We start from the raw sequence: 25,708 nt of genomic DNA on the forward strand, positions 1-25,708 counted from the left end.
ATGACCGGGATCACCCTCGACTCCCCGATCGCCACCGTCCTGGGCGCCTCGGCCAAGGACAAGGCCAAGACCACCTCGCTGGAGAAGTCGCTCGGCCTGCGGACGGTCGGGGACCTGCTCTGGCACTTCCCGCGCACCTACCTGAAGACGGGGGAGGTCACCGAGGTGCGCCGCCTCGAGGAGGGCCAGCCGCTGACGATCGTGGGGCGGGTCCGGCACAGCCGGCTGGTGAGCGGCCGCACGCCCCGCGTCGAGGCGCTGCTCGAGACCGACGGCCCGCCGCTCCGGCTGACGATCTTCGCCCGCAGGCCCCGGATCGCCGAGTGGCAGCTCGGCCGGCTGCCGGCCGGCAGCACGGGGGTGTTCACCGGCAAGGTCGGGCGGTTCCAGGACGAGTGGCAGCTGACCAACCCGCAGATGGTGATGTTCGGCGAGGACGAGACCAAGGCCGCCTCCGCCCGGCAGATGGTCGAGACGATCAAGGCGCTGTTCCCGATCTACCGGGTCACCGGCGCGGTGCAGACCTGGGACGTCGCCCGGGTGGTCGCCTTCGCGCTGACCGTGGTCGACGAGCTCCCCGACCTGCTGCCGGCCGACCTGCGGGAGCGGCAGGGGCTGCCCGACGTGCACACGGCCATGCGCTGGATCCACACCCCGGACGACTGGGCCCAGGTGGGGGCCGCCCGCAAGCGGTTCCGCTTCGAGGAGGCACTGGTCACCCAGCTGCTCCTCGCCCGCCGACGGGCAGCGGTCCGCGCGCTCGGCGCCCGACCGCGCACCGGCGGCGGCCCCCTGCTGGCGACCTTCGACTCCCGGCTGCCGTTCGAGCTCACTCGCGGGCAGGTCGACGTCGGCCGCGAGATCGAGGCGGACCTCGGCCGGGAGCACCCGATGAGCCGCCTGCTGCAGGGCGAGGTCGGCTCCGGCAAGACCCTGGTCGCGCTGCGGGCCATGCTGCGGGTCGTGGACTCGGGCGGGCAGGCCGCGCTGCTGGCCCCGACCGAGGTGCTCGCCCAGCAGCACCACCGCTCGATCACCGCCATGCTCGGCGACCTGGCGGCCGGCGGCATGCTCGGCGGCGCGGAGGAGGGCACCGACGTCGCGCTGCTCACCGGCTCGATGGGCCGCAAGGCCCGGCAGGAGACGATGCTGCGGATGGCGTCGGGGGAGGCGGGGATCGTCGTCGGGACGCACGCACTGCTGGAGGACCGGGTGCAGTTCGCCGACCTCGGCCTCGTCGTCGTCGACGAGCAGCACCGGTTCGGCGTCGAGCAGCGGGCCGCGCTCACGGACAAGGCGGGCAGCCCTCCACACCTGCTGGTGATGACCGCGACCCCGATCCCGCGCACGGTCGCGATGACCGTCTTCGGCGACCTCGAGGTCTCGACCCTGCGCGAGCTGCCCGCCGGTCGGGCTCCCGTCCAGAGCACGGTGGTGCCGCTGCGGGAGCAGCCGCACTGGCTCGAGCGGGTGTGGGCCCGGGTCCGCGAGGAGGCGGGCCGGGGCCAGCAGACCTACGTGGTCTGCCCCCGGATCGGGGGTGACGAGGCCGAGGAGGGCCAGGTCGACCAGGTCGACGTCACGGAGGAGGGCGCGGTGCTGCCGGCGGCGCGCGAGGGGGAGCTGTCGGCGGTCGAGGAGGTGGCCCCCCGGCTCGCGGAGGGGCCGCTGGCGGGGCTCAGGGTCGAGCGGCTGCACGGCCGGCTGCCTGCGGAGGAGAAGGACCGGGTGATGCGGGACTTCGCCGCGGGGAGGATCGACGTCCTGGTCGCCACGACCGTGATCGAGGTGGGCGTGGACGTGGCCAACGCGACCACGATGGTGCTGCTCGACGCCGACCGGTTCGGTGTCTCGCAGCTGCACCAGCTGCGCGGCCGGGTCGGTCGCGGGGGACTGCCCGGGCTGTGCCTGCTGGTGTCCCATGCCGAGCCCGGCAGCCAGGCGATGGAGCGGCTCGCCGCGGTCGCCGCGACTGCCGACGGCTTCGAGCTCTCCCGGGTGGACCTCGAGCAGCGCCACGAGGGTGACGTGCTCGGCTCCTCCCAGTCCGGCTTCAGGTCCGGCCTGCGCCAGCTGAGGGTGCTGCGCGACGAGAAGACGATCGTGGCCGCGCGGTCCGAGGCCGAGGCGCTGCTGGCCGAGGACCCGCTGCTGGCCGGCCTCCCGCTGCTGGGCGCGGCCGTCGACGACCTCGAGCGCGACCAGCGCAGCGACTACCTGGAGCGCTCGTGACCCGGATCATCGGCGGCAGCGCCGGCGGGCGACGGCTGCGGACGCCGCCGGGCAGCGCGACCCGGCCCACCAGCGACCGAGTGCGCGAGGCCTTGTTCTCCGCCCTTGAGGCCAGGGTCGGCACGCTCTCCGGGCTCCGCTTCCTCGACCTCTACGCCGGGTCCGGCGCGATCGGCCTCGAGGCCCGGTCCAGGGGAGCCGCCGCGGTCACCCTCGTCGAGCGGGACCGGCGCACCGCCCGGCTGATCTCCGAGAACGCGACCGCACTGGGCCTGGGCCCGGTGGAGGTGCTGGCCGCGGGCGTCGAGACGACCCTGGCCCGCACCCCGCCCGCGGCGTACGACGTGGTGTTCCTCGACCCGCCCTACCCGATGCCCGACGACGACGTGACCGCCGCCCTGACCGCACTGGTCCGGCACGGCTGGGTCGCCCCCGAGGGCATGGTGGTCGTGGAGCGCGGCACCCGGGGGAGCGACCACGCCTGGCCGGCCGGACTCGAGCACCAGGGTGACAAGAGGTACGGGGAGAGCGTCCTGAGGTATGGTCGCCGGTCGCAGGGGGACAGCGACGAGCAACACTCACGAGAGGAACGGTAGGAGCGTGCGCAGAGCCGTCTGCCCCGGGTCGTTCGACCCGGTCACCAACGGGCACATCGACATCGTGTCCCGGGCCTCGTTCCTGTTCGACGAGGTGGTCGTCGCGGTCGGGGTCAACAAGTCCAAGAGTCGCCTGTTCTCCGCCGAGGAGCGGATCGACATGCTGCGGCGGGTGTGCGCGGACTTCCCGAACGTCACCGTCGACGGCTTCAGCGGCCTGTTGACGACCTTCTGCCAGGAGCGCGACATCCACGCGATCGTGAAGGGACTGCGGGCCGTGAGCGACTTCGACTACGAGCTCCAGATGGCCCAGATGAACTCCAGCCTGGCCGAGATCGAGACCGTCTTCGTGCCCACCAGCCCGGAGTACTCCTTCCTCGCCTCCAGCTTGGTCAAGGAGGTGGCGACCTTCGGCGGCGACGTCTCCGGCCTGGTGCCCGGCTTCGTCCACGAGCTGCTCGAGGACCGCCTGGCCGTGCGGCGCTCGGAGGAGGGGTCGTGAACGAGGAGGTACGCCGCGAGGTCGAGGCCCTGCGGAGCGCCGTCCGGGACGCGCGATCGATGCCGATGTCGGCCTCCGCGGTGGTCAACCGCGGGGAGCTGCTCGACGCGATCGACCGTCTCGAGGTGGCGCTGAACGCCGCCGGCGCCGAGTCCGCGGACGTCGTGGCCCGCCGAGACGAGGTGCTGGCCGAGGGCGAGTCGATCGCCATCGAGGTGGTCCGGCAGGCCGAGCTCCGACGCGACACGCTGGTCTCGGACTCCGAGGTGTTCCGGCTGGCCCAGCGCGAGGCGGACCGGATCCTCTCCGAGGCCCGGACCGAGTCCGCCGCGCTGCGCAAGGAGGTCGACTCCTACGTCGAGCAGCGCTTCGCCCAGTTCGAGCACACCCTCGAGCGGACGCTGTCGGAGGTGCGGCGCGGCATCGTGCACCTGACCGGCAGCAGCCAGTTCGACCAGCCCGGCACCCAACCCGACTCCAGGCCGGACGCCCAGCCCGACGACGTTTTGCCCACCGACCCGGACACCGGGTAAACTCGGGCCGATTTGTCGTGCCCGGAATTGATGACGTGAGAACCCCACACTTGGACCCGAGAGCGCCGCTCGTGCTCGATACCCGCGAGCTCGGCCGACGCCCGGGGTCCCAGCGTGAGGTCGAGCAGACCGTTCCGGCGCCGGCGGATCTTGGCATCGAAGTCCTTGCCGTCCCCGAGGGATCGCCGGTCGTGCTCGACCTGCGGCTCGAGGCGGTCATGGAGGGCGTCCTGGTCACGGGCACGGCTACGGCCGGGCTCGCCGGCGAGTGCGTACGCTGCCTGGATGCGGTCACCGACGAGGTCGAGGCCCGGTTCCAGGAGCTGTACGTCTACGACGACGACGGGGACTCCCGACAGGGGGACGACCAGGACGACGATGTCAGCCGGCTCGAACGGGACCTGCTGGATCTCGAACCGGTGCTGCGTGATGCGGTGGTGCTCGCACTGCCGTTCCAGCCCTTGTGCGAGGAGGACTGTCCCGGGTTGTGCACCGAGTGCGGTGCGCGACTGGCGGACGATCCCGATCACGGGCACGAGGACCCGGTCGACCCACGGTGGGCCGGCCTGGCGGCACTACGGCAGGACCCGGGCGACGCCCCGGCGTGAGCCAGCAGGACCAGAACGACCCGGGCACGATCCGGCACGACCCAGCGCTCGACCGAGCACCGACTGGGTGCACGACCACCTGAACGACATGACCCGTCCGGCCCGCCGGACGAGATCGAGGAGAGAACAGTGGCAGTCCCGAAGCGGAAGATGTCGCGCAGCAACACCCGCCACCGTCGCTCGCAGTGGAAGGCCGCCGTGCCGTCCCTGGTGACGTGCGCCAACCCTGCGTGCGGCGCCAAGCACCTCCCGCACCGCGCGTGCGGCGCGTGCGGCCAGTATGGCGCCAAGGCCGACCGTCGCCAGGTCCTCTGACCACGTCGCTCCCCTGACCACCTACGCCGAGCTGCGGGCCGCGCTCGGGAATCCGGACCTGGATCCCGAGCTCCTCGAGCGCGCCCTGACGCACCGGTCCTACGCCTACGAGAACGGTGGGCTCCCGACCAACGAGCGCCTGGAGTTCCTCGGCGACTCGGTCCTCGGCGTGGTGGTCACCGAGACGCTCTACCGCAGCCACCCGGACCTCTCCGAGGGACGGCTGGCCAAGCTGCGTGCGGCCGTGGTCAACGCCCGCGCGCTCGCGGAGGTCGCCCTCACGATCGGCCTGGGCGAGCACGTCAAGCTGGGTCGCGGGGAGGAGTCCACCGGTGGCCGCGAGAAGGCGTCGATCCTCTCCGACACCGTGGAGGCGGTGATCGGCGCCGTCTACATCTCCGCCGGCTTCGAGCAGTCCTGCCAGGTCGTGCACCTGCTGTTCGACCCGCTCATGGAGGCCGCTGCCGGCCTGGGCGCCGGCCTGGACTGGAAGACCTCCCTGCAGGAGCTGTCCGCCGAGCACTCGCTCGGGGTGCCGGAGTACGTCATCGAGGCGGCCGGGCCCGACCACATGAAGTCGTTCACCGCCCAGGTGCGGGTGGGGGAGCGGCTCTACGGCCACGGCGTGGGCCGGTCGAAGAAGGAGGCGGAGCAGCAGGCCGCCGAGACCGCCTACGGCGAGATCGTCGAGGTCGCCGGCACCGCCGGGCCGAACGGGACCGCCCCGGCGTCCGAGTGCGACTCTGGCGTCGATTCTGGGCTCGACTCTGGCCAGACCCCCGCACCCGTGGCCGACTGAGCCCACCGTGCCCGAGCTGCCCGAGGTCGAGGTGGTCCGTCGCGGGCTGGAGGCGCACGCGGTCGGTGCCGCCGTCGCCGGCGTCGAGGTCCGGCACCCCCGACCGGTGCGACGTGACGCCGGTGGCCCGACGGGCTTCGCCGCCGCGCTCACCGGCCGGACCGTGCTCGCGGCCCGGCGGCGCGGCAAGTACCTCTGGCTCCCCCTCGACTCCGGCGACGCCCTGCTGGCGCACCTGGGGATGAGCGGCCAGCTGCTGGTGCAGCCGCCCGGGGCACCGGACGAGACCCACCTGCGAGTGCGCCTGGCCCTGTCCGGCCCCGAGCCGGGCGACGACCGGGAGCTGCGGTTCGTGGACCAGCGGATGTTCGGCGGGATGCTCGTCTCGCCCGCGGGCGCCGAGCTGCCCACGGAGATCGCCCACATCGCCCGGGACCTCCTCGACCCGGAGTTCGACCTGGAGGAGTTCGCGCGCCGCGTGCGCCGGCGTACCGCCGGGATCAAGCGGCTGCTGCTCGACCAGACGCTGGTCAGCGGGGTCGGCAACATCTACGCCGACGAGGCCCTGTGGCGGGCCGGGCTGCACGGCGACCGGCCCGGCGACCGGCTCACCCGGGCCCAGGTGCTCGACCTCGCCCGGCACGCCTGCGAGGTCATGCGGGCCGCGCTCGCCGAGGGCGGCACGTCCTTCGACGCGCTGTACGTCAACGTGAACGGGCAGAGCGGCTACTTCGACCGGTCCCTGTCGGCCTACGGGCGCGAGAACGAGCCCTGCGACCGGTGCGGGACCCCGATCCGCCGGGCGGCCTTCATGAACCGCTCGTCGTTCTTCTGCCCGACCTGTCAGAGGCCGCCGCGGGCCAGGCGGGCCCGAGGGGCCTGACGGCATTGACTGCCCGGTGCTGCGGTGGGACGCTTGAAGACGGCCCGGTACCGGACCGCGGCCCCTCGACACTCCTCATCCTCGGAGGCTAGGCATGGCCAAGGCGCTCCTCGGCTACATGAGCAGCGACCAGCGCAATCCCGCACGTCAGGTGGCCGAACGTCTGGCCGCCGAGAACCGGAGCCTCCGGGGCCGACTGGCCGACCTCGAAGCGCAGGTGGCACGACTGCAGCAGGAGAACGCGTCGCTGACCGCCGCCCAGGCCGCGGCGCTCCTCGAGCCCATCGAGGAGATGCAGCCGGTCTGACCGGCCCGCGCCGCCGAGCCCCTCGCGGGGCGGCGACGGCACCGGGGGTGACGCGGGGTCACCGATCCCCGTAGCGTGCGGTTCTTGTGAATCGGGTCATGGAGACGGTGGCGCCCGCCCGGATGGGCCGCGACTTCCGCTGGCTCCTCGGGGCGTCCTGGGCCACCAACATCGGCGACGGGCTGGCCCTGGCCGCCGGCCCCCTGCTGATCGCCTCCCAGACCCGCAGCCCCGAGCTGGTCGCCTCCGCGGTGCTCCTGCAACGCCTGCCCTGGCTGCTCTTCGGCCTGTACGCCGGGGCGATCGCCGACCGGGTGAACCGACGCCTGCTGGTGGCGTCGGTCGACCTGGCCCGGGCCGGGGTGCTGGCCGCGCTCGCGACGACGATCGCCACCGGGGTGGTCGACATCGCGGTGGTGCTCTCGGCGATGTTCCTCCTGGGCGTCGCCGAGGTGTTCGCGGACACCACGACCGGGACGCTGCTGCCGATGGTGGTCGAGAAGGCCGACCTCGGCCTCGGCAACGCCCGGATCATGGCCGGGATGATCACCGCCAACCAGATGGTCGGCCCCCCGATCGGTGCGGCGCTGTTCGCGGCCGGCATGGCGTGGCCGTTCGTGGTGCAGGGCGTCTGCGTGGCGCTGGGCGCGGTGCTGATCTCCCGGATGGCGATCCGCCCCCCATCGGCGCCCGCCCGACGCAGCCCCTCCCGGCAGCAGATCCGCGAGGGCTTCCGGTGGACGTGGAACCACCCTCCGGTGCGCACGCTGACGATCGCGATCGTGACCTTCAACGTGACCTTCGGCGCCGCGTTCTCGGTCCTGGTGCTCTACTCCATCGAGGTGCTGGGCAGGGGGGAGGTCGGCTTCGGACTGCTCACCAGCGTCGGTGCCGTCGGCGGACTCGTGGGCACGCTGGGCTACGGCTGGCTGGAGCGGACCCTCGGCCTGGCCCTGATGATGCGCATCGGCCTGGTCATCGAGACGTTCACCCACCTGGCCCTGGCCCTCAACACCTCGTTCGCGGTCGCCCTGGTGATCCTGTTCGTCTTCGGCGCGCACGCGTTCGTGTGGGGCACCACCTCGCGGACCATCCGCATGCGGGCCGTGCCGACGCACTTCCAGGGCAGGGTGGGCAGCGTCTACCTGGTCGGGGTTTTCGCCGGGCTCGTGGTGGGCTCGGCGCTGGGCGGCGTCCTGGCCGGCGCCTTCGGCGTGCCGGCCGCGTTCTGGTTCGCCTTCGCGGGCTCGGCCGTGATCCTGGTCCTGATCTGGAGCCAGCTCGACCACATCGCGCATCTCGACGAGCCGCACGATCTGCCCCCTGCAGCCGGCTGAGCCCTCCCGCTCCTCGCCACCCGGTGGTTCCATGGGGGCATGGACCGGCTCGGAGATCTCCACGACCTCGTCGCCGCGCTGCCGGACGGGGTGGTGCTCACCGACCCCGACCGCATCGAGGGCTACCGCCACGACTACACCCGGGACCCGACCACCGGCACGCCGCTCGCGGTGGTCCGCCCCGAGGACGCCGCGCAGGTGCAGGTCGCGGTCCGCTGGGCGGCGGCGCACCGGGTGCCGGTGGTGCCGCGCGGTGCCGGGACCGGGCTGTCGGGGGGCTCCAGTGCCCTCGACGGGGCGCTGACCCTCAGCCTGGACCGGATGCGAGCGGTCGAGGTCGACCCCGACTGCCAGGTCGCGGTCGCCGAGCCCGGGGCGTTCAACGCCGAGGTGAAGGCGGCGGCGGCCGAGCACGGCCTGTGGTACCCGCCCGACCCGTCCTCGTTCGAGATCTGCTCCATCGGTGGCAACGTCGCCACCAACGCGGGCGGGCTGTGCTGTGTCAAGTACGGCGTGACCACCGACTACGTGCTCGGGCTGGACGTGGTGCTCGCCGACGGATCGCTGGTCACGCTGGGCGGCCCGCGGATCAAGGACGTCGCCGGCCTCAGCCTGCTCAAGCTGTTCGTGGGCAGCGAGGGCACGCTCGGGGTGATCACCCGGGTGATCCTGCGGCTGGTCCCCGGTCAGGGCCGGCCGTCGACGATGGTGGCCTCCTTCCCCACCGTCGAGGCCGCTGCCCGGGCCGTGGTCGGGGTCCGGCGCCGACTCCGGCCGTCGATGATGGAGCTCATGGACCGGGCCTCGATCAACGCCGTCGAGGACCACCGGCCGATGGGGCTGGACCGGGACGCGGGGGCGCTGCTGCTCGCCCAGTCCGACGCTCCGGGCGACGTGCGGGACGCGGAGATCGCCACCCTCCGCACGGTGTGCGAGCAGGAGGGCGCGGCCGACGTCTTCTCGACCGACGACCCCGACGAGGGCGAGATGTTCGTGCAGGCACGCCGGATAGCGATCCCCGCCATCGAGACCCGGGGCGCGCTCCTGCTCGAGGACGTCGGCGCGCCGATCCCGCTGCTGCCCGACCTGCTCCGGGCGATCGCCGCGATCGCCGCCGAGCACGAGGTGGAGATCCCGGTCATCGCCCACGCGGGCGACGGCAACACCCACCCGATCGTCGTCTACGACCCCACGGATGCGGCCTCCGAGAAGCGGGCCCGGCTGGCCTTCGACGCGGTGATGCAGGCCGCGATCGCCCTGGGCGGCACGATCACCGGCGAGCACGGTGTGGGGCGGGCCAAGAAGGCCGCCCTCCCCGACCAGCTCGGACCCGAGGTGATGGCCCTGAACCGACGGGTGAAGGACGCCCTCGACCCGGACGGCATCCTCAACCCCGGCGCGGTTCTGTAGCGTCGGGGCCATGATCCACGAGCGACACCTCTTCGGCCCCGGCCCCGCCAACCCCTACCCGGAGGCGACCGCCGCGCTCGGCCGACCCCTCCTGGGCCACCTGGACCCGGCGTTCCTCGACGTCATGGACGCCACCTGCGACCAGCTCCGCCAGGCCTGGGGCACGACCAGCGCCCGCACCCTGCCGATCTCCGCGACCGGCTCCGCCGGCATGGAGGCGGCGTTCGTCAACACGGTGCACCCCGGTGACGTGGTCGTGGTCGCCGTCAACGGACTGTTCGGGCAGCGGATGTGCGACGTCGCGGCCCGCTGCGGCGCCGAGGTGGTCGCCGTCGAGCACGAGTGGGGGCACCCGGTCGACGTCGAGCGGGTGCTGGCCGCGCACCCGGCTCCGGCCATCATCGCCGCGGTCCACGCCGAGACCTCGACCGGCGTGCGCTCCGACATCGCCGCCCTCGGGGCCGGCAAGGGGGACGCCCTGCTGCTCGTCGACGCGGTGACCAGCATCGGCGGCATCGAGCTGAGGGCCGACGACTGGGGCGTCGACGTGGGGTACGCCGGCACCCAGAAGTGCCTGGGCGTGGCGCCGGGGCTGGCCCCGTTCACGATCAACGACCGGGCGTTCGAGCGCCGAGTCGAGCGGCCGCAGTCCTGGTACCTCGACCTGGGGCTGCTCGGCGGGTACGTCGGCGAGGCGGGGGCCGCGGGCGGCTCCGGCGGACGCACCTACCACCACACGGCCCCGGTGGCGATGGTCGCCAGCCTGCACGCGGGGCTGACCCGGATCCTGGCGGAGGGACTGCCCGCCGTCTGGGACCGGCACGAGGCCGCCGGGCGTCAGCTCCAGGACGGCCTGGAGGAGATGGGTCTGGAGCTGTTCGCGCAGAAGGGGCACCGGCTGCCCGAGCTGACGACGGTCCGGGTCCCCGACGGCGTGGACGGCGCCGCCGTGCGGCGTACCCTCCTCGAGCGGCACGGCATCGAGATCGGCGCCGGCGCGGGGCCGTACGCCGCCTCGGTCTGGCGGATCGGGCTGATGGGCCACAACGCCCGGCCGGACGCCGCCCTGCTGGTGCTGTCCGCGCTCCGCGAGGCGCTGGCGAGCGCCTGAGGGGGCCACGACCGCACCCGGCCGGGGTGCCACGATCCGGCCGTCCCGGCGGGTAGGGTGAGGCGCGCTGCGCGCTTCCCCGCGACCTGCTGGAACAATCGGCCGGTCGGCACGGCACGAGGCATCCCGGGAGCGGGGTGCGACGAGTAGCTGAGGAGCCCCGCGTTGTACCTGAAGAGCCTGACCCTGAAGGGGTTCAAGTCCTTCGCCTCCTCCACGACCCTCCAGCTCGAGCCGGGGATCACCTGCATCGTGGGGCCGAACGGCTCGGGCAAGTCCAACGTAGTGGACGCCCTGGCCTGGGTGATGGGCGAGCAGGGCGTCAAGTCGCTGCGCGGCGGCAAGATGGAGGACGTCATCTTCGCCGGCACGTCCGGCCGGCCGCCGCTGGGCCGGGCCGAGGTCCAGCTGACCATCGACAACGCCGACGGCGCGCTGCCGATCGAGTACGCCGAGGTGACGATCAGCCGGACGATGTTCCGCAACGGCGGCTCGGAGTACGCCATCAACGGCCAGTCCTGCCGGCTGCTCGACGTCCAGGAGCTGCTCTCCGACTCCGGGATCGGCCGGGAGATGCACGTCATCGTCGGCCAGGGCCAGCTCGACTCGATCCTGCACGCCACCCCCGAGGACCGGCGCGGGTTCATCGAGGAGGCGGCCGGCGTCCTCAAGCACCGCAAGCGCAAGGAGAAGGCGCTGCGCAAGCTGGACTCGACCGAGGGCAACCTGACCCGGCTCGGGGACCTGCTGAGCGAGATCCGGCGCCAGCTGAAGCCGCTGGGCCGGCAGGCGGAGGTGGCCCGGAAGGCCGCGACCGTCCAGGCCGACGTCCGCGACGCCCGGGCCCGACTGCTCGCCGACGACCTGGTCGGAGCCCGCACGGCGCTCGAGCAGGAGATGGCCGACGAGTCGGTGCTGCTCGCCCGCCGCGAGCAGGTCGAGGCCGACCTGGCCGCGGCCCGCGAGCAGGAGGCGGCCCTGGAGGCGGCCCTCCGTGAGGACCTGCCGGCCCTCGCCGCCGCCCAGGAGACCTGGTACGCCCTCTCCGGGCTGCGCGAGCGGCTGCGGGGCACCCAGTCGCTGGCCCACGAGCGGGTGCGCAACGCCGCGGCCACCTCCGAGGACTCCGACCAGCCCGGCGCCCGCGACCCCGAGGAGCTCGAGGCGGAGGCAGCCCGGGTCGCCGAGCAGGAGGCCGCGATCTCCGCCGAGCTGGAGGCGCAGCGCTCGGCGATGGACCGGGCCGTGACCGCCCGACGGGCCGCGGAGGACGCCGCGGCCGAGGAGGAGCGGCGGGTGGCCGGCCTGCAACGGGCCGCCGCCGACCGCCGGGAGGGGCTGGCCCGGCTGCACGGACAGGTCAACGCCCTCAAGTCGCGGGCCGCCGCCGCCGACGACGAGATCGGCCGGCTGGTCCTGGCCCGCGAGGAGGCGCAGGCCCGGGCCGAGCGGGCACAGCGCGACTACACCGTCCTGGAGACCCGGGTGGCCGGTCTCGACGCCGGCGAGGAGGGCCTCGACGCCGAGCACGAGGCGGCCGTGGGCGCGCTGGACGACCTCGAGGAGCGGCTCGCGAAGGCGCACGAGGAGGCTCGCCAGGCCGACCGGGACCGGTCCGCGCTGATCGCCCGGGCCGAGGCGCTCGAGATGGGGCTGAACCGCAAGGACGGGGCCGGTGCGCTGCTGGCCGCCTCCGACCCGGTCTCCGGGCTGCTGGGCTCGGTCGCCGCCCTGCTCTCGGTCCGGTCCGGCTACGAGGCGGCCGTCTCCGGCGCCCTCGGCTCGGCGGCCGACGCGGTCGCGGTCGCCGACGCCGGCGCGGCGATGCGGGCCATCGACCACCTCCGCGGCGACGACCTCGGTCGGGCCGGCATGCTCCTCGGTGGCGGACCCGAGGCCGACACCGACTGGCCGGGGCTTCCCGGCGCCGCGACGTACGCCGTCGACGTGGTCGAGTGCCCCGACGAGCTGCGCTCGGCGCTGGCCCGGCTGCTGTTCAAGGTCGCCGTCGTCGACGACCTGCCCGCCGCCCGGACCCTGGTCGCGGACCTGCCCGACGTCACGGCCGTGACCCGCGACGGAGACCTGCTCGGAGCCCACTTCGCGGCTGGCGGCAGCACCGCCCAGCCGTCGCTCATCGAGATCCAGGCGGCCGTCGACGAGGCCGCCCGGATGCTCGCGGAGGCCACCGCGGCCGGCGAGCGGCTGGGCTTCGAGACCTCCCGGCTCGAGACCGAGCGGCTCGAGGCGCAGAAGCGGGTCGACGTCGCGCTCGCACGGCTGCACGAGTCCGACGCCACCCTGGCCGCGGTGGCCGAGGAGCTGGGCCAGTACGGCTCCCAGGCGCGGGCCGCGCGGGGGGAGATCGACCGGCTGGACCGGGCCGTGGCGCAGGCCCGCGAGGCCCGGGAGAGCGACCTCGCCGGGCTGGCCGACCTCGAGGCCCGGCTGGCCTCCGCCGAGGACGGCGCGGACGCGGACGCCGCGGAGCCCGACACCGAGGCCCGCGAGCGACTCGCCGAGGAGGCCCGGCTGGCCCGGGCCGGCGAGATGGACGCCCGGCTGGCGCTGCGCACCTCCGAGGAGCGCGCCCGCGCCCTGCACGGGCGCTCGGAGGGCCTGCGCCGGGCGGCGGCTCAGGAGCGCGAGGCCCGGGCCCGGGCCGCGGCCCGCCGGGAGCGACTCGAGCGCGAGGGGCGTGCCGCCGAGGCGGTGGGTGCCGCCGTGGTGGTCGTCCTGGACCGGCTGGAGCGCTCGGTGGCCCGGGCCGCCGAGGCTCGCGCCGAGGTGGAGCGGGCCCGCTCGTCCCGCGAGCAGGAGCTGCTCACCGCCCGTGGCCGGCTGCGCGACCTCGGCCGGGAGCACGACGAGCTGGTGAACTCGGTGCACCGCGACGAGATGGCGCGCACCCAGCAGCGGATGCGGATCGAGCAGCTCGAGGAGCGGGCGCTCGAGGAGCTCGGTCTCGACGCCGACGCTCTGGCCGCCGACTACGGGCCGGACGTCCTGGTGCCGTTCAGCGGCGAGGTCGCCGACGGCGAGGATCCGCCGGACCCGGTGCCGTTCGTGCGCGAGGAGCAGGTCAAGCGGCTCCGCGCCGCGGAGCGGTCCCTGTCGATGCTCGGCAAGGTGAACCCGCTGGCGCTCGAGGAGTTCTCCGCCATGGAGGAGCGGCACAAGTTCCTCACCGAGCAGCTCGAGGACCTGAAGAAGACCCGCAAGGACCTGCTCGACATCGTCCACGAGGTCGACGCCCGGGTGCAGCAGGTCTTCACCGAGGCCTGGGAGGACGTCCGGACCGCGTTCGACCACGTCTTCGCGCGACTCTTCCCCGGCGGCGAGGGGAGGCTGGTCCTCACCGACCCCTCGGACATGCTGAACACCGGCATCGAGGTCGAGGCCCGGCCGCCCGGCAAGAAGGTCAAGCGCCTCTCACTGCTGTCGGGGGGCGAGCGGTCGCTCGTGGCCGTGGCGTTCCTGGTGGCGCTCTTCAAGGCCCGTCCCTCGCCGTTCTACATCCTCGACGAGGTCGAGGCCGCCCTGGACGACACGAACCTCGGTCGGCTGCTGGAGATCTACGAGGAGCTGCGGGAGAACTCCCAGCTCCTCGTGATCACCCACCAGAAGCGGACGATGGAGGTCGGGGACGCGCTGTACGGCGTCACGATGCGCGGCGACGGCGTGTCCGCGGTGATCAGCCAGCGGCTGCGGGAGGCGGAGCCGGCGTGAGGCCGGAGCGGCCCACCCGCGACGACTACGTGGCCTGGCGGACGGTGACCACCCGGTGGCGCGACGACGACGCCTACGGCCACCTCAACAACGCCACCTACTACGAGATCTTCGACACCGCGGTCAACGCGCACCTCTACGAGGCGACCGGGACCGACGTCCGGGCCCTGCCGCAGATCGGCGTCGTCGCCGAGACCTCGTGCCGCTACTTCCGCGAGCTCGGCTTCCCCGCACCGATCGAGACCGGGCTGGTCGTGGACCGGGTCGGCCGCTCGTCGGTCGTGTACCGGATCGGCCTCTTCCAGGGCGACCCCGCGGGCGAGGGGGCGGTGGCCGCGGCCGAGGGGCGCTTCGTCCACGTCTACGTCGACAACCGGGACCCGGCCCGGCCCGCGACGCCCATGCCCGAGCTGGTGCGGGACGCGGTCACGCCACTGCTGCGGGCCTGAGCTCCCGCACGCGAGGTGAGGTGGATCACATCCCGCGTCGCGAGTGGTCTGGACGGGTACCGCGCCGTGGCAGGCTCGGTGTGCCCCCTACTCTCGAGGTGAACTCCACGTGTTGATGCTCCTTCTGGCGATGCTGGGGATCCTGGTCCTCGCCTCCGTGGTCGTGCTGTACGTCGCCTACCCGCACCGCGGCCGGGACGTGCCGGCCGCGCCGTGGGTGGGACAGGCGATGCGACGAGGAGTGGCCTCGCTGCCGAGGCTCGAGGAGGAGACCCGGCCCGCCGCGGGCTCCGGTCGCGCCCAGCAGCCTCAGCAGGCTCGGCAGTCCCAGCAGCAGGGGCGCTGACCCCGCTCGACATCGCCCGGGCCGACCCCGGGCCCGCTGGTCGGCCTCTGGTTGGATGGCCGCATGGACTTCCTGGGTGACTGGCTCCTCCTGATCATCGGCGTGGCCGTCGTCGGCCTCCTGGGCGTCGCCGGACTGGTCTCGGGCCGCACCCGGGCCCGCCGCCGCGGCCGCGAGGGGACAGCGGCACCCGGTGCCACCGACACCGTGGCGCCGCCGGAGGCGGACACCGACACCGTCCGTCCCCCGGAGCCGGCCGTCTCCCCCGAGACGGGGGAGGGCCCCGGCGCGGCCGCGCCGACGCTGGAGCGCCCGGAGGGGACCGCGAGCCGGCTGGTGCGGCTGCGCCAGCGGCTCTCCCGCTCCCAGGGTGGGCTGGGGCGGGGACTGCTCGCCCTGCTGTCCCGGGACCGGCTCGACGAGGACACCTGGGAGGACATCGAGGACACCCTGCTGACCGCCGACATCGGGGTCGCGCCGACCCAGGAGCTCGTGGAGCGTCTGCGCACCAGGCTCCGGGTCGAGGGCAACGAGGGGACCACCCCGCGGGAGGTCCTCCGCGAGGAGCTGGTCGCCCTCGTCGACCCGACGATGGACCGGCGGCTCTCGATCAGCGGGGCCGACGGCAAGCCCGGCGTGGTGCTCGTGGTCGGCGTGAACGGGGCCGGCAAGACCACCACGGTCGGCAAGATCGCCAGGATCCTGGTGGCCGAGGACCGCCGGGCCCTGCTCGGGGCCGCGGACACCTTCCGGGCCGCGGCGGTCGAGCAGCTGGCGACGTGGGGCGAACGGGTCGGGGTGCCGGTCGTGCGCGGCCCCGAGGGCTCCGACCCGGCCAGTGTGGCGTTCGAGGCGGTGCGCCGCGGCGTCGACGAGTCCATGGACGTGGTCCTGGTCGACACCGCCGGTCGGCTGCAGAACAAGGCCGGCCTGATGGACGAGCTCGGGAAGGTCAAGCGGGTCATCGAGAAGCAGGCTCCGGTCACCGAGGTGCTGCTGGTGCTCGATGCCACCACCGGGCAGAACGGCATGGTCCAGGCGCGGGTGTTCTCCGAGGTGGTCGACGTGTCCGGGATCGTGCTCACGAAGCTGGACGGCTCGGCCAAGGGCGGCATCGTGGTGGCCGTCCAGCGCGAGCTCGGCGTGCCGGTCAAGCTGGTCGGCCTGGGGGAGGGCCCCGACGATCTGGCGCCCTTCGACGCGGGCGCGTTCGTCGACGCCCTGCTCGGCTGAGTCGCCCGACCCGGTTCACACGGCCGTAACACCGTCGCCGACTTCGTTCCCTGGGCGTTACACGGGCGCCCGAACCGCGAAACCTGCCGCCGCGAGGGTTGCACCACTGGCGGGACCACCTCGTGCCGACACCGTCGTCGGCACGCGGGCCCGCGCTCCGAATCTCGTGTGATGCACCTCCTGGAGGTCCCGTGTACGACGGCTACTACACCTGGATGCTGGTGTCGGCCTCACTCGTCCTGCTGATGACGACGCCCGGACTGGCGTTGTTCTACGGCGGCATGAGTCGGTCGAAGTCGGTTCTCAACATGATGATGATGTCGTTCAGCGCATTGGCCGTGGTCGGCATCGTCTACGCCCTGTGGGGCTGGTCGATGACCTACGGCGAGGGCGAGGTCGCGAAGGTCTTCGCCAACCCGTTCGACCAGTTCGGCCTCAATGGGACGGCTCCGGGGGACTACGTCTTCGTGGCCTTCCAGATGACCTTCGCGGTCATCACCGCGGCCCTGATCAGCGGCGCGATCGCCGACCGCGTGAAGTTCTCCGCCTGGCTGGTGTTCGTGCCGGTCTGGGTGACGCTGTCCTACTTCCCCCTGGCCCACCAGGTGTGGGGCGGGGGCTTCCTCAGCGGCGTCGAGAACGGGCTCGCCGACCTGATGTTCTCCGGTGACGGCGGCGCCGCGGTCGCCCCGATCGACTACGCCGGCGGCACCGTGGTGCACATCAACGCCGGCATCGCCGGTCTGGTGCTGGCCCTGCTCATCGGCGTCCGCAAGGGCTTCGGCAAGGAGCCGATCAAGCCGCACAACCTGGTCCTGACGATGATCGGCGCCGGCCTGCTGTGGTTCGGCTGGTTCGGCTTCAACGTCGGCTCGATCGTCTTCGTCGACGGCACCGGCGGCGAGGCGGACCTGACCCAGTTCACCACCGAGACCGGCCTGGTCTGGCTGAACACCACGCTGGCCACCTGTGCGGCGCTCCTCGGCTGGCTGGTCGTGGAGAAGATCCGGGACGGCAAGGGCACCACGCTCGGCGCGGCCTCGGGCATCGTGGCCGGACTGGTCGCCGTCACCCCTGCCTGCGGGAACCTGAGCCCGGTCGGCTCGATCGTGCTCGGCGCGGTGGCCGGCGCGCTGTGCGCCCTGGCGGTCGGCCTGAAGTACCGCTACGGCTACGACGACTCGCTCGACGTGGTCGGCGTCCACCTCGTGGGTGGCCTCGTGGGCACGATCGGCATCGGCTTCCTGGCCACCTCGGGCGGCCTGCTCTACGGCGACGGCGTGCGCCAGCTCGTCGTCCAGGTCGTGGTCGCCCTGTACGCCATGCTGTGGGCAGGCGTGGCCACTCTGGTGGTCGGGCTGGCCATCAAGTACACGATGGGCTGGCGGATCGACGAGGAGGACGAGGTCGAGGGGATCGACTTCGCCGAGCACGGTGAGTCGGCCTACGACTTCGCCAGCACCTCGGGCAGCCGCCGAGGCCTGGGCTCCCCGAGCCCGGCCACGTCCACCGTCACGGAAGGAGCGAAGGCATGAAGCTGGTCACCGCGGTCATCAAGCCGCACAAGTGGGAGGACGTCCGCGAGGCCCTCGAGACCTTCGGCGTGACGGGCATGACCGTCAGCGAGGTCAGCGGCTACGGGCGCCAGAAGGGCCACACGGAGGTCTACCGCGGGGCGGAGTACGACATCGCCCTGGTCCCGAAGATCCGGATCGAGATCGTGGTCGACGACGCCGACGCCGAGGACGTGCTCGGCATCGTCGTGAAGACCGCGGCCACCGGACGGATCGGGGACGGCAAGGTGTGGGTGAGCCCGGTCGAGACCGTCGTTCGCGTCCGGACGGGGGACCGGGACGAGTCGGCGATCTGAGGCAGCCCCATCGCAGGCTCCCGGGCCGACCCGCACAGGGTCGGCCCGGGAGTCGTGACCTGAGGAGGGGACCAGTGCAGCTGGTCAGCACGGCCGGTGCGCCTCCCGGCGCCGAGGCGGCCCGACGGTGAGCGCCGAGGACCGGGCCCGGCGTGCGGCGGCCGCGGACCGGCTCTGCGCGGCGGCGTACGCCGATCTCGGCGGGCCCGAGGTCGGGGTGGCGCTGGTCGCCGTGGGTGGCTACGGCCGGGCCGAGCTGGCCCCGCACTCCGACCTGGACGTGGTGCTGGTGCACGACGACGGCACCGAGCCGGGCGGACTGGCCGAGAAGGTCTGGTACCCGCTCTGGGACTCCGGCACCGTCCTCGACCACTCGGTGCGGTCGGTCTCGCAGTGCGTCGACGCCGCGGACGCGGACCTGCGGGTCGCGCTCGGTCTGCTCGATGCCCGGCACCTGGCCGGTGACCCCAACCTGACTCTGCGCCTGCGGGCCACCCTGCTCGCGCAGTGGCGACGCGACGCCCGCAGACGCCTGCCCGAGCTGCGTCGGATGGTCCGGCAGCGGCACGAGCTCATGGGGGAGATGGCCCACGTCTCGGTGCCGGACCTGAAGGAGGCGGCCGGTGGCCTGCGGGACGCGACCGTGCTCAAGGCGCTGGTCGCCACCTGGCTGGTCGATGCGCCGCACGTCGCCCTGGAGCGCTGCCGGCAGTCGCTGCTCGACGTGCGCGACCTCGTGCAGGACGCCGCCGGTCGGGCCGGCGACCGAGTCGCCCCCGAGGCGTGGGACGCCCTGGCCGAGGGCCTGGGCGTGGCCGACGCCCTGGCCGCGCAGGTGCACGTGCGCGAGCTGGGCCGTCGGGTCACCCACATCTCCCACCTGACCTGGCGGCGGGTGGACTCCGTGCTGGCGGGGCCGACCTCGCCGGGCCCCCGACGCCCCGCGCTCGAGCCGATCGCCCCGGGCCTGGCCGTCGCCTCCGGTGAGGTCGTGCTCGACTCCCGGGCCCGGCCCGCGGAGGACCCGTTGCTGCTGCTGCGGGCCGCCGCGGAGGCCGCCGAGCGGGACATCGTGCTGTCCCCTCCCACCGCCGCCAGGCTGGCCCGGGAGGGCCGACCGCTCCCCGATCCCTGGCCCCCCGGCGCCCGGCAGCTGCTGGTGCGCCTGCTCGCCGCGGGCCGGGGACTGCTCCCGGTGTGGGAGACCCTGGAGGAGACCGGCGCCCTCGAGTCGCTGCTGCCGGAGTGGGAGCGGATCCGCTCGCTGCCGCACGCCTCCCCGGTGCACCGGTTCACCGTGGACCGGCACGTGGTCGAGACCTGCGTGGAGGCCTCGGCGCTGATCCGCTCCGTCGCCCGCCCCGACGTGCTCATGGTCGCCGCCCTGCTGCACGACATCGGCAAGGGCGGGCTGGGGGAGCACAGCCAGGCCGGGGCGCCGATCGCCCGGGCGGTCGCCACCCGCATGGGCTTCGAGCCGGACGCGGCCGACCTGGTGGCCACGCTGGTCCGGTGGCACCTCCTGCTGGCCGAGGTCGCCACGACCCGCGACCCGGACGACCGGGCGACCGTCGACCACGTGCTGGGACGGGTGCCCGACGCCGAGGCCCTCTCGCTGCTCAGCGTGCTCACCGAGGCGGACGCGAGGGCGACCTCGGCCAAGGCCTGGTCCTCCTGGCGCGCGGGGCTGGTGCGGACGCTGGTCGGCCGGTGCCACACGTGGCTGGCCCGGAGCGACGACGGCACCGAGCCGGACCCCGGGGAGCCGGACCTGCCGGTGCCGCCCGAGGTGCGCGCCGACCCCGCCCGGGTCGCCGTCACGCTCGAGGGGGAGGAGAGCGGGGCCCGCGTGCGGCTGGTCTCCGGCGACCGGGTCGGGCTGCTGGCGGACGCGGCCGCGCTGTTCGCGCTCCAGCGGACCTCGGTGCGGGCGGCTCGGGCCTGGACCCACGACGGGTTCGGGGTCTCGGTGTGGGACGTGGCCGACGACGCCCTGGACGTCGCGGTCCTGCGGCAGCGCATGGCCGCGATCGTCGACCGCAGGGTCGATGCCAGGGCACGGCTGTCCCGGCCGGCCGCCGGCCGGCTCGAGCCGACCGTCGCGGTCCGACCCGAGGCCTCGCGCACCGCCACCGTCCTGGAGGTCCGGATGGACGACCGTCCCGGGGTGGTGTACCTGGTGTGCGAGGCGTTGGCCCGGCTCGGGATCTCGGTCCGCTCCGCGCACGTGTCGACGCTCGGCCCGCAGGCCGTCGACGTGTTCTACGTCCAGGAGACCGGGGCCGGGGCGCTGGCCGACGAGCGGGCCGCGGACGCCGCGCACGCCGTCCGCGAGGCTCTGCTGGCCACGGTCCTGCTCGAGACCTGACCGGCTCCGCGCCGTACGCCGTTCGTGCCGGGCCGAGCGCCCCCGTTAGGCTGGACCGACCGCCCTGTGACTGCACCCGACTGCACCTGACCCGAGGATCCGACGTGTTCGCCACACTCTCCGACCGGCTTGCCGACACCTTCAAGAGCCTGAAGGGCAAGGGCAGGCTGTCCGATGCCGACATCGACGCCACCGCGCGCGAGATCCGGATCGCGCTGCTCGAGGCCGACGTCGCGCTCCCGGTCGTCAAGGAGTTCGTCGGGGCCGTCAAGGAGCGGGCCCGCGGCGAGGAGGTCAGCGGCGCGCTGAACCCCGCGCAGCAGGTCATCAAGATCGTCAACGAGGAGCTCGTGTCGATCCTCGGTGGGGAGACCCGCCGGCTGCGGTACGCCAAGTCCGGGCCCACCGTGATCCTCCTGGCGGGCCTGCAGGGCGCCGGCAAGACGACCCTGGCCGCGAAGCTCGCGCTGTGGCTCAAGGACCAGGACAAGTCGCCGATGCTGGTGGCCTGCGACCTGCAGCGACCGAACGCGGTCAACCAGCTCCAGGTCAACGGCGAGCGGGTCGGGGTCCCGGTGTTCGCCCCGGAGCCCGGCAACGGCGTCGGCGACCCGGTCGGCGTGGCCCGTGCCTCCATCGAGGAGGCGAGGCGGAGGCTCCACGACGTGGTCATCGTGGACACCGCGGGTCGGCTCGGCGTCGACGCGGAGCTGATGCGGCAGGCCTCCGACATCCGCGACGCCGTGCAGCCCGACGAGGTGCTCTTCGTCGTCGACGCGATGATCGGCCAGGACGCGGTCAGCACGGCGCTGGCCTTCCAGGAGGGCGTCGGCTACGACGGCGTCGTCCTCACCAAGCTCGACGGCGACGCGCGCGGTGGTGCCGCGCTGTCGGTCGCCTCGGTCACGGGCAAGCCGGTGATGTTCGCCTCAGCCGGCGAGAAGATGACCGACTTCGACCTGTTCCACCCCGACCGGATGGCCTCCCGGATCCTCGACATGGGCGACATGCTCACGCTGATCGAGCAGGCCGAGAAGTCCTTCGACCAGGACCAGGCGCTCAAGGCCGCCGAGAAGCTGGCCGGCACCGGGGACTTCACCCTCGACGACTTCCTCGGGCAGATGCAGCAGATCCGCAAGCTCGGCTCCCTGTCGAAGATCATGGGGATGCTGCCGGGGATGGGTCAGTTCCGCGACCAGCTCGACAACTTCGACGAGCGGGAGATCGACCGGATCCAGGCGATCATCCAGTCGATGACGCCCGGCGAGCGGGACAACCCGAAGCTCATCGACGGCTCCCGGCGGCTGCGGATCTCCCGGGGCTCGGGCACCCAGGTCTCCGACGTGAACACTCTCGTCGACCGGTTCTTCGAGGCGAAGAAGATGATGCAGCAGATGGCCAAGGGCGGCGGGATGCCGGGGATGCCCGGGATGCCGGGGATGCCCGGGGCCGGCGCCGGTGGCGGCAAGCGGAAGCCGGGAAAGTCCCAGAAGGCGAAGAGCAAGCGGGTCTCGGGCAACCCGGCGAAGGCCGCCCAGCAGCGGAAGGCCGCGCAGGAGGCCAAGGCCTCCGGCGGCTCGGGCAACCCCTTCGGCGCGACCGAAGAGGTCGACTACGAGCAGGCGGCCGCCAACCTCGAGCTGCCGCAGGACTTCTCGAAGTTCCTGAAGTGAGCCGAGCCCCCGCCAGCGTGCTGGTGGTGGACGCGGCCAACGTCGTGGGCAGCCGCCCGGACGGCTGGTGGCGGGACCGGGCCGGGGCCGCCCGTCGGCTGCACGAGCGGCTGCTCGTGGCCGACCTCCCGCACGACCGGGTCGTGCTGGTCCTCGAGGGTGCCGCCAAGGGCGGCGTCCCGGCCGGCACCGACACCCACGTCCGCACGGTGCACGCGCCCCGCGACGGGGACGCGACCATCCAGGCCGAGGCGCGGGCCGCGGTCGAGGCCGGCGCTACGGTCACCGTGATCACCGCCGACCGGGTGCTGCGCGGCCGGGTGGAGCAGCTCGGCGCACGGGCGATGAGTCCCGGCTGGCTCCTCGACCTGATGGGCTGACCCCGGGGTAGCGTCGGCCGCATGAGCGACGACCCCGATCCGCCCGAGGGTCCGACCGAGGGCTCGCGCTGGCTCGCGGCACAGTGGCCGTTCCTGCGCGCGCACCTGCCGCCGGCCCCTGCCCGGGTCCTCGAGATCGGCTGCGGGCCGCTGGGTGGGTTCGTGCCGTTCCTGCTCGCCGCCGGCCACGACGCCGTCGGCGTGGATCCGCACGGCCCCGAGGGGGCGGCGTACCGACAGGTCGAGTTCGAGGACCACCACCCCCCGGAGCCCGTGGACGTGGTCGTGGCCTGCACCTCGCTGCACCACGTGGCCGACCTCGACCGGGTCATCGGACGGGTCGCCGACACCCTGGTGCCCGGCGGCGTGGTCGTCGTCATCGAGTGGGCCCGGGAGCGGTTCGACGAACCGACCGCCCGCTGGGGCTTCGACCGGCTGCCCGAGCCGGAGGCGGGTCACCAGCACGGGCAGCACGAGCACGGGCAGCACGAGCACGAGCACGAGCAGGGTGAGGGGCACCAGCACGGGCACGGCGACCAGGACCCCTGTGCCTGGCTGCGGCACCACCAGGAGGCCTGGCTGGCCTCCGGTCGGCCGTGGGAGAGCTACCTGGCCGAGTGGGCCCGGGAGGAGGGGCTGCACGCCGGGGAGGACATCGTGGCGGCCCTCGACCGGCACCTCGAGCGGACCGGCCTCGACCGCACGCCGTACCTGTTCGCCGACCTGGCCGGGATCACCGAGGCCGAGGAGCGGCAGGCGATCGACGCCGGACTGGTCCGGGCCACCGGCATCCGCTACGTCGGTCGGTCGCGGGCCGCGCCCTGAGGCGCGGGCCCGCGATAGCGTCGTCGCCATGACTGCTCTCAGGTTCTCCGGACCGGTCCTGCCCGACGGCGAGCCCCGCGACCTCTTCGTGGTCGACGGGCGCATCACCCACGACGGCCCCGCCTCGGCCGAGTCCGGCGGCGAGGGCTGGATCGTGCCCGGCCTGGTCGACGCGCACTGCCACGTCGGGCTCGACGAGTCCGGCGCCGTCGACGAGGCCACCACCGAGGAGCAGGCGGTGACCGACCGCGACGCCGGTGCGCTGCTCCTGCGCGACTGCGGCTCGGCCGCCGATACCGCCTGGGTGCACGACCGCGAGGACCTGCCCCGGCTGATCCGCGCCGGCCGGCACATCGCCCGCACCAAGCGCTACATCCGCAACTACGCCCACGAGGTCGAGCCCGACGAGCTGCCCGACCACGTCGTCCGGGAGGCCCGGCGCGGCGACGGCTGGGTCAAGCTGGTGGGCGACTGGATCTCCCGGGACGAGGGCGACCTCGCGCCGTCGTTCCCCCCGGAGGCGTTCGCGGCCGGGATCGCCGCCGCCCACGAGCACGGAGCGCGGGTGACCGCGCACTGCTTCGGCGAGACCGTCCTGCCGATGCTCATCGAGGCCGGGATCGACTGCATCGAGCACGGCACCGGGCTCTCCACCGACCTGGTCGACGTCATGGCCGAGCGCCGGATCGCCCTGGTGCCGACGGTCATGCAGCTGAACAACTTCCCGGCGTACGCCGACGCCGGCGAGGCGCGGTTCCCGGCGTACGCCGAGCACATGCGGTCGCTGCACGCCTCCCGGCGCGAGGTGATCATGTCCGCCTACGAGGCCGGGGTGCCGCTCTACGCCGGCACCGACGCGGGGGGAGTCCTGCCGCACGGCGGCATCGCCGGGGAGGTGCTGGAGCTGGCCGCCTACGGCATGCCGGCCGACTACGCGCTGGGCGCGGCCTCGTGGCGGGCGCGGGAGTGGCTCGGCTGGAACGCCGGCCTCGACGAGGGGGCGCCGGCCGACTTCGTCGTCTACGACCGGAACCCGCTCGAGGACCTCACGGTGCTGCGGACGCCGGCCCGGGTCGTCCTGCGCGGCCGGGTGGTGGCCTGAGCCTGATGACCTGAGCCGGGTGGCCCGAGCCGGGGCCCGTCGGGCGGGCCCGCCCGATTTCTGCGGCGGCCGGGGCGTCTGGCACAATCGGACGCTGAGTCCTGCGCGCGCGGACCCTCTCATCCGGGTGCCGCAGGTTCCGCCGAGGTCGTCGACCTGGTCCCCACCCGGTCCCGGCGTCCTCACCCACACACAACTTCCGAGGAGACACCCCAGACGTGTCCGTCAAGATCCGTTTGAAGCGCATGGGCAAGATCCGCGTGCCGCAGTACCGCATCGTCGTCGTCGACTCGCGCAAGAAGCGCGACGGCAAGGTGATCGAGGAGATCGGCAAGTACCACCCCAAGGAGGAGCCGTCGTTCATCGACGTCACCTCCGAGCGGGCGCAGTACTGGCTCGGCGTGGGCGCCCAGCCCTCCGAGGCCGTCGCCGCGCTGCTCAAGGTGACCGGCGACTGGCAGAAGTTCAAGGGCCTGCCGGGCGCCGAGGGCACCCTGCGCACCGCCGAGCCGAAGCGGGACAAGCTCGAGATCTTCAACGAGGCGCTCAAGGAGGCCGGCAGCCAGGCCAAGGGCGACGCGGTCACCAAGAAGGCCGACAAGAAGAAGTCCGACGACAAGGCCGAGGCCCCCGCCGAGAGCAAGGCTGGCGACAAGGCCGAGGACAAGAGCGGGGCCCCCGCCGAGGTGCCCGCGTCCGAGACCCCCGAGGGCGCCACCGTCGAGGCCGAGGCCGCCGAGACCACCGAGACCAGCGAGGCCTGAGCCGATGCTGGCGGATGCGCTCGAGCACCTGGTCCGGGGCGTGGTCGACAACCCCGACGACGTCACCGTCCGCGACAAGCAGCTGCGTCGCGGCTCGCTCCTCGAGGTGCGGGTGCACCCCGACGACCTCGGCAAGGTGATCGGCCGGGGCGGCCGCACCGCGTCGGCGTTCCGCACCGTCATCTCGGCCCTCGCCGGCCGCGGTGGTGCGCGGATCGACTTCGTCGACGTCGACCGGCAGCGCTGACCGGCACCAGCACACGTGTGAACGGGTGCCGTCCCCGCCGGGGCGGCACCCGTTCTGCCGTCCCGGGCCACCCCGGGCACCACCACGGA

Annotated in this window: 25 protein-coding genes; all 25 read left to right on the forward strand. The window is 73.7% G+C overall.

What is annotated here, in order from left to right:
* The 25 genes from IE331_RS05200 to IE331_RS05320 all read left to right on the forward strand — a co-directional run bounded on the left by IE331_RS05200 (position 1) and on the right by IE331_RS05320 (position 25,619).
* Positions 1-2,232 (forward strand): ATP-dependent DNA helicase RecG, encoded by a 2,232-nt coding sequence (locus tag IE331_RS05200; protein ID WP_192141102.1) that lies wholly within the window; start codon positions 1-3, stop codon positions 2,230-2,232.
* Positions 2,229-2,828 carry a 16S rRNA (guanine(966)-N(2))-methyltransferase RsmD gene (gene rsmD, locus IE331_RS05205; RefSeq protein WP_192141104.1) on the forward strand — a complete coding sequence of 200 codons (600 nt, stop codon included), beginning with the start codon at positions 2,229-2,231 and terminating at the stop codon, positions 2,826-2,828. Before IE331_RS05200 ends, rsmD begins: the two co-directional genes overlap by 4 nt.
* Positions 2,829-2,832: 4 nt before the next feature.
* Positions 2,833-3,330 carry a pantetheine-phosphate adenylyltransferase gene (coaD, locus tag IE331_RS05210; protein ID WP_192141106.1) on the forward strand — a complete coding sequence of 166 codons (498 nt, stop codon included), beginning with the start codon at positions 2,833-2,835 and terminating at the stop codon, positions 3,328-3,330.
* Positions 3,327-3,863, forward strand: a complete 537-nt coding sequence (locus IE331_RS05215) for a hypothetical protein (protein ID WP_192141108.1) — start codon at positions 3,327-3,329, stop codon at positions 3,861-3,863. Before coaD ends, IE331_RS05215 begins: the two co-directional genes overlap by 4 nt.
* Before the next feature lie 71 nt (positions 3,864-3,934).
* On the forward strand, positions 3,935-4,471 hold the full coding sequence (locus IE331_RS05220) for a YceD family protein (protein WP_449866960.1): 537 nt from the start codon (positions 3,935-3,937) through the stop codon (positions 4,469-4,471).
* A 129-nt stretch (positions 4,472-4,600) separates the two neighbouring features.
* Positions 4,601-4,786, forward strand: a complete 186-nt coding sequence (gene rpmF / locus IE331_RS05225; RefSeq protein ID WP_192141112.1) for a 50S ribosomal protein L32 — start codon at positions 4,601-4,603, stop codon at positions 4,784-4,786.
* A complete protein-coding gene (gene rnc / locus IE331_RS05230) occupies positions 4,752-5,585 on the forward strand; it encodes a ribonuclease III (protein WP_192141114.1) in 834 nt (277 codons plus the stop codon). The genes rpmF and rnc overlap by 35 nt, the downstream gene beginning before the upstream one ends.
* Positions 5,586-5,592: 7 nt before the next feature.
* Positions 5,593-6,468, forward strand: coding sequence for a bifunctional DNA-formamidopyrimidine glycosylase/DNA-(apurinic or apyrimidinic site) lyase (gene mutM / locus IE331_RS05235; RefSeq protein ID WP_192141116.1), 876 nt, complete (start codon positions 5,593-5,595; stop codon positions 6,466-6,468).
* 94 nt (positions 6,469-6,562) lie between these two features.
* Positions 6,563-6,775 carry a hypothetical protein gene (locus IE331_RS05240; protein ID WP_201931114.1) on the forward strand — a complete coding sequence of 71 codons (213 nt, stop codon included), beginning with the start codon at positions 6,563-6,565 and terminating at the stop codon, positions 6,773-6,775.
* A gap of 98 nt (positions 6,776-6,873) precedes the next feature.
* Positions 6,874-8,112, forward strand: coding sequence for an MFS transporter (locus IE331_RS05245; protein WP_192141118.1), 1,239 nt, complete (start codon positions 6,874-6,876; stop codon positions 8,110-8,112).
* A gap of 39 nt (positions 8,113-8,151) precedes the next feature.
* Positions 8,152-9,522, forward strand: coding sequence for an FAD-binding oxidoreductase (locus tag IE331_RS05250; protein WP_192141120.1), 1,371 nt, complete (start codon positions 8,152-8,154; stop codon positions 9,520-9,522).
* Between the two features lie 10 nt (positions 9,523-9,532).
* On the forward strand, positions 9,533-10,633 hold the full coding sequence (locus tag IE331_RS05255) for a pyridoxal-phosphate-dependent aminotransferase family protein (protein ID WP_192141122.1): 1,101 nt from the start codon (positions 9,533-9,535) through the stop codon (positions 10,631-10,633).
* Between the two features lie 165 nt (positions 10,634-10,798).
* A complete protein-coding gene (gene smc, locus IE331_RS05260) occupies positions 10,799-14,362 on the forward strand; it encodes a chromosome segregation protein SMC (RefSeq protein ID WP_192141124.1) in 3,564 nt (1,187 codons plus the stop codon).
* Positions 14,359-14,811, forward strand: coding sequence for an acyl-CoA thioesterase (locus IE331_RS05265; protein ID WP_192141126.1), 453 nt, complete (start codon positions 14,359-14,361; stop codon positions 14,809-14,811). Before smc ends, IE331_RS05265 begins: the two co-directional genes overlap by 4 nt.
* Before the next feature lie 109 nt (positions 14,812-14,920).
* Complete coding sequence (locus IE331_RS05270; protein ID WP_192141128.1) at positions 14,921-15,157, forward strand: hypothetical protein; 237 nt, start codon at positions 14,921-14,923, stop codon at positions 15,155-15,157.
* A 63-nt stretch (positions 15,158-15,220) separates the two neighbouring features.
* Complete coding sequence (gene ftsY / locus IE331_RS05275; protein WP_192141130.1) at positions 15,221-16,390, forward strand: signal recognition particle-docking protein FtsY; 1,170 nt, start codon at positions 15,221-15,223, stop codon at positions 16,388-16,390.
* A gap of 191 nt (positions 16,391-16,581) precedes the next feature.
* Complete coding sequence (locus tag IE331_RS05280) at positions 16,582-17,925, forward strand: ammonium transporter (protein ID WP_201931116.1); 1,344 nt, start codon at positions 16,582-16,584, stop codon at positions 17,923-17,925.
* Positions 17,922-18,260, forward strand: coding sequence for a P-II family nitrogen regulator (locus IE331_RS05285; protein ID WP_192141132.1), 339 nt, complete (start codon positions 17,922-17,924; stop codon positions 18,258-18,260). Before IE331_RS05280 ends, IE331_RS05285 begins: the two co-directional genes overlap by 4 nt.
* Before the next feature lie 127 nt (positions 18,261-18,387).
* A complete protein-coding gene (locus IE331_RS05290) occupies positions 18,388-20,628 on the forward strand; it encodes a [protein-PII] uridylyltransferase (RefSeq protein WP_192141134.1) in 2,241 nt (746 codons plus the stop codon).
* Positions 20,629-20,732: 104 nt separating this feature from the next.
* Positions 20,733-22,301, forward strand: coding sequence for a signal recognition particle protein (gene ffh, locus IE331_RS05295; RefSeq protein ID WP_192141136.1), 1,569 nt, complete (start codon positions 20,733-20,735; stop codon positions 22,299-22,301).
* Complete coding sequence (locus IE331_RS05300; protein ID WP_192141138.1) at positions 22,298-22,681, forward strand: hypothetical protein; 384 nt, start codon at positions 22,298-22,300, stop codon at positions 22,679-22,681. Before ffh ends, IE331_RS05300 begins: the two co-directional genes overlap by 4 nt.
* Positions 22,682-22,702: 21 nt before the next feature.
* Positions 22,703-23,506: a class I SAM-dependent methyltransferase gene (locus tag IE331_RS05305; RefSeq protein ID WP_192141140.1), complete on the forward strand. Its 804-nt coding sequence runs from the start codon at positions 22,703-22,705 to the stop codon at positions 23,504-23,506.
* Positions 23,507-23,534: 28 nt separating this feature from the next.
* On the forward strand, positions 23,535-24,608 hold the full coding sequence (locus tag IE331_RS05310) for an amidohydrolase family protein (protein ID WP_192141146.1): 1,074 nt from the start codon (positions 23,535-23,537) through the stop codon (positions 24,606-24,608).
* 218 nt (positions 24,609-24,826) lie between these two features.
* A complete protein-coding gene (rpsP, locus tag IE331_RS05315; RefSeq protein ID WP_192141148.1) occupies positions 24,827-25,372 on the forward strand; it encodes a 30S ribosomal protein S16 in 546 nt (181 codons plus the stop codon).
* Positions 25,373-25,376: 4 nt separating this feature from the next.
* A complete protein-coding gene (locus IE331_RS05320) occupies positions 25,377-25,619 on the forward strand; it encodes an RNA-binding protein (protein ID WP_192141150.1) in 243 nt (80 codons plus the stop codon).
* The last annotated feature ends 89 nt before the right edge of the window (positions 25,620-25,708 follow it).

Source organism: Nocardioides donggukensis, from assembly GCF_014842875.1.
Classification (GTDB): Bacteria; Actinomycetota; Actinomycetes; order Propionibacteriales; family Nocardioidaceae; genus Nocardioides; species Nocardioides donggukensis.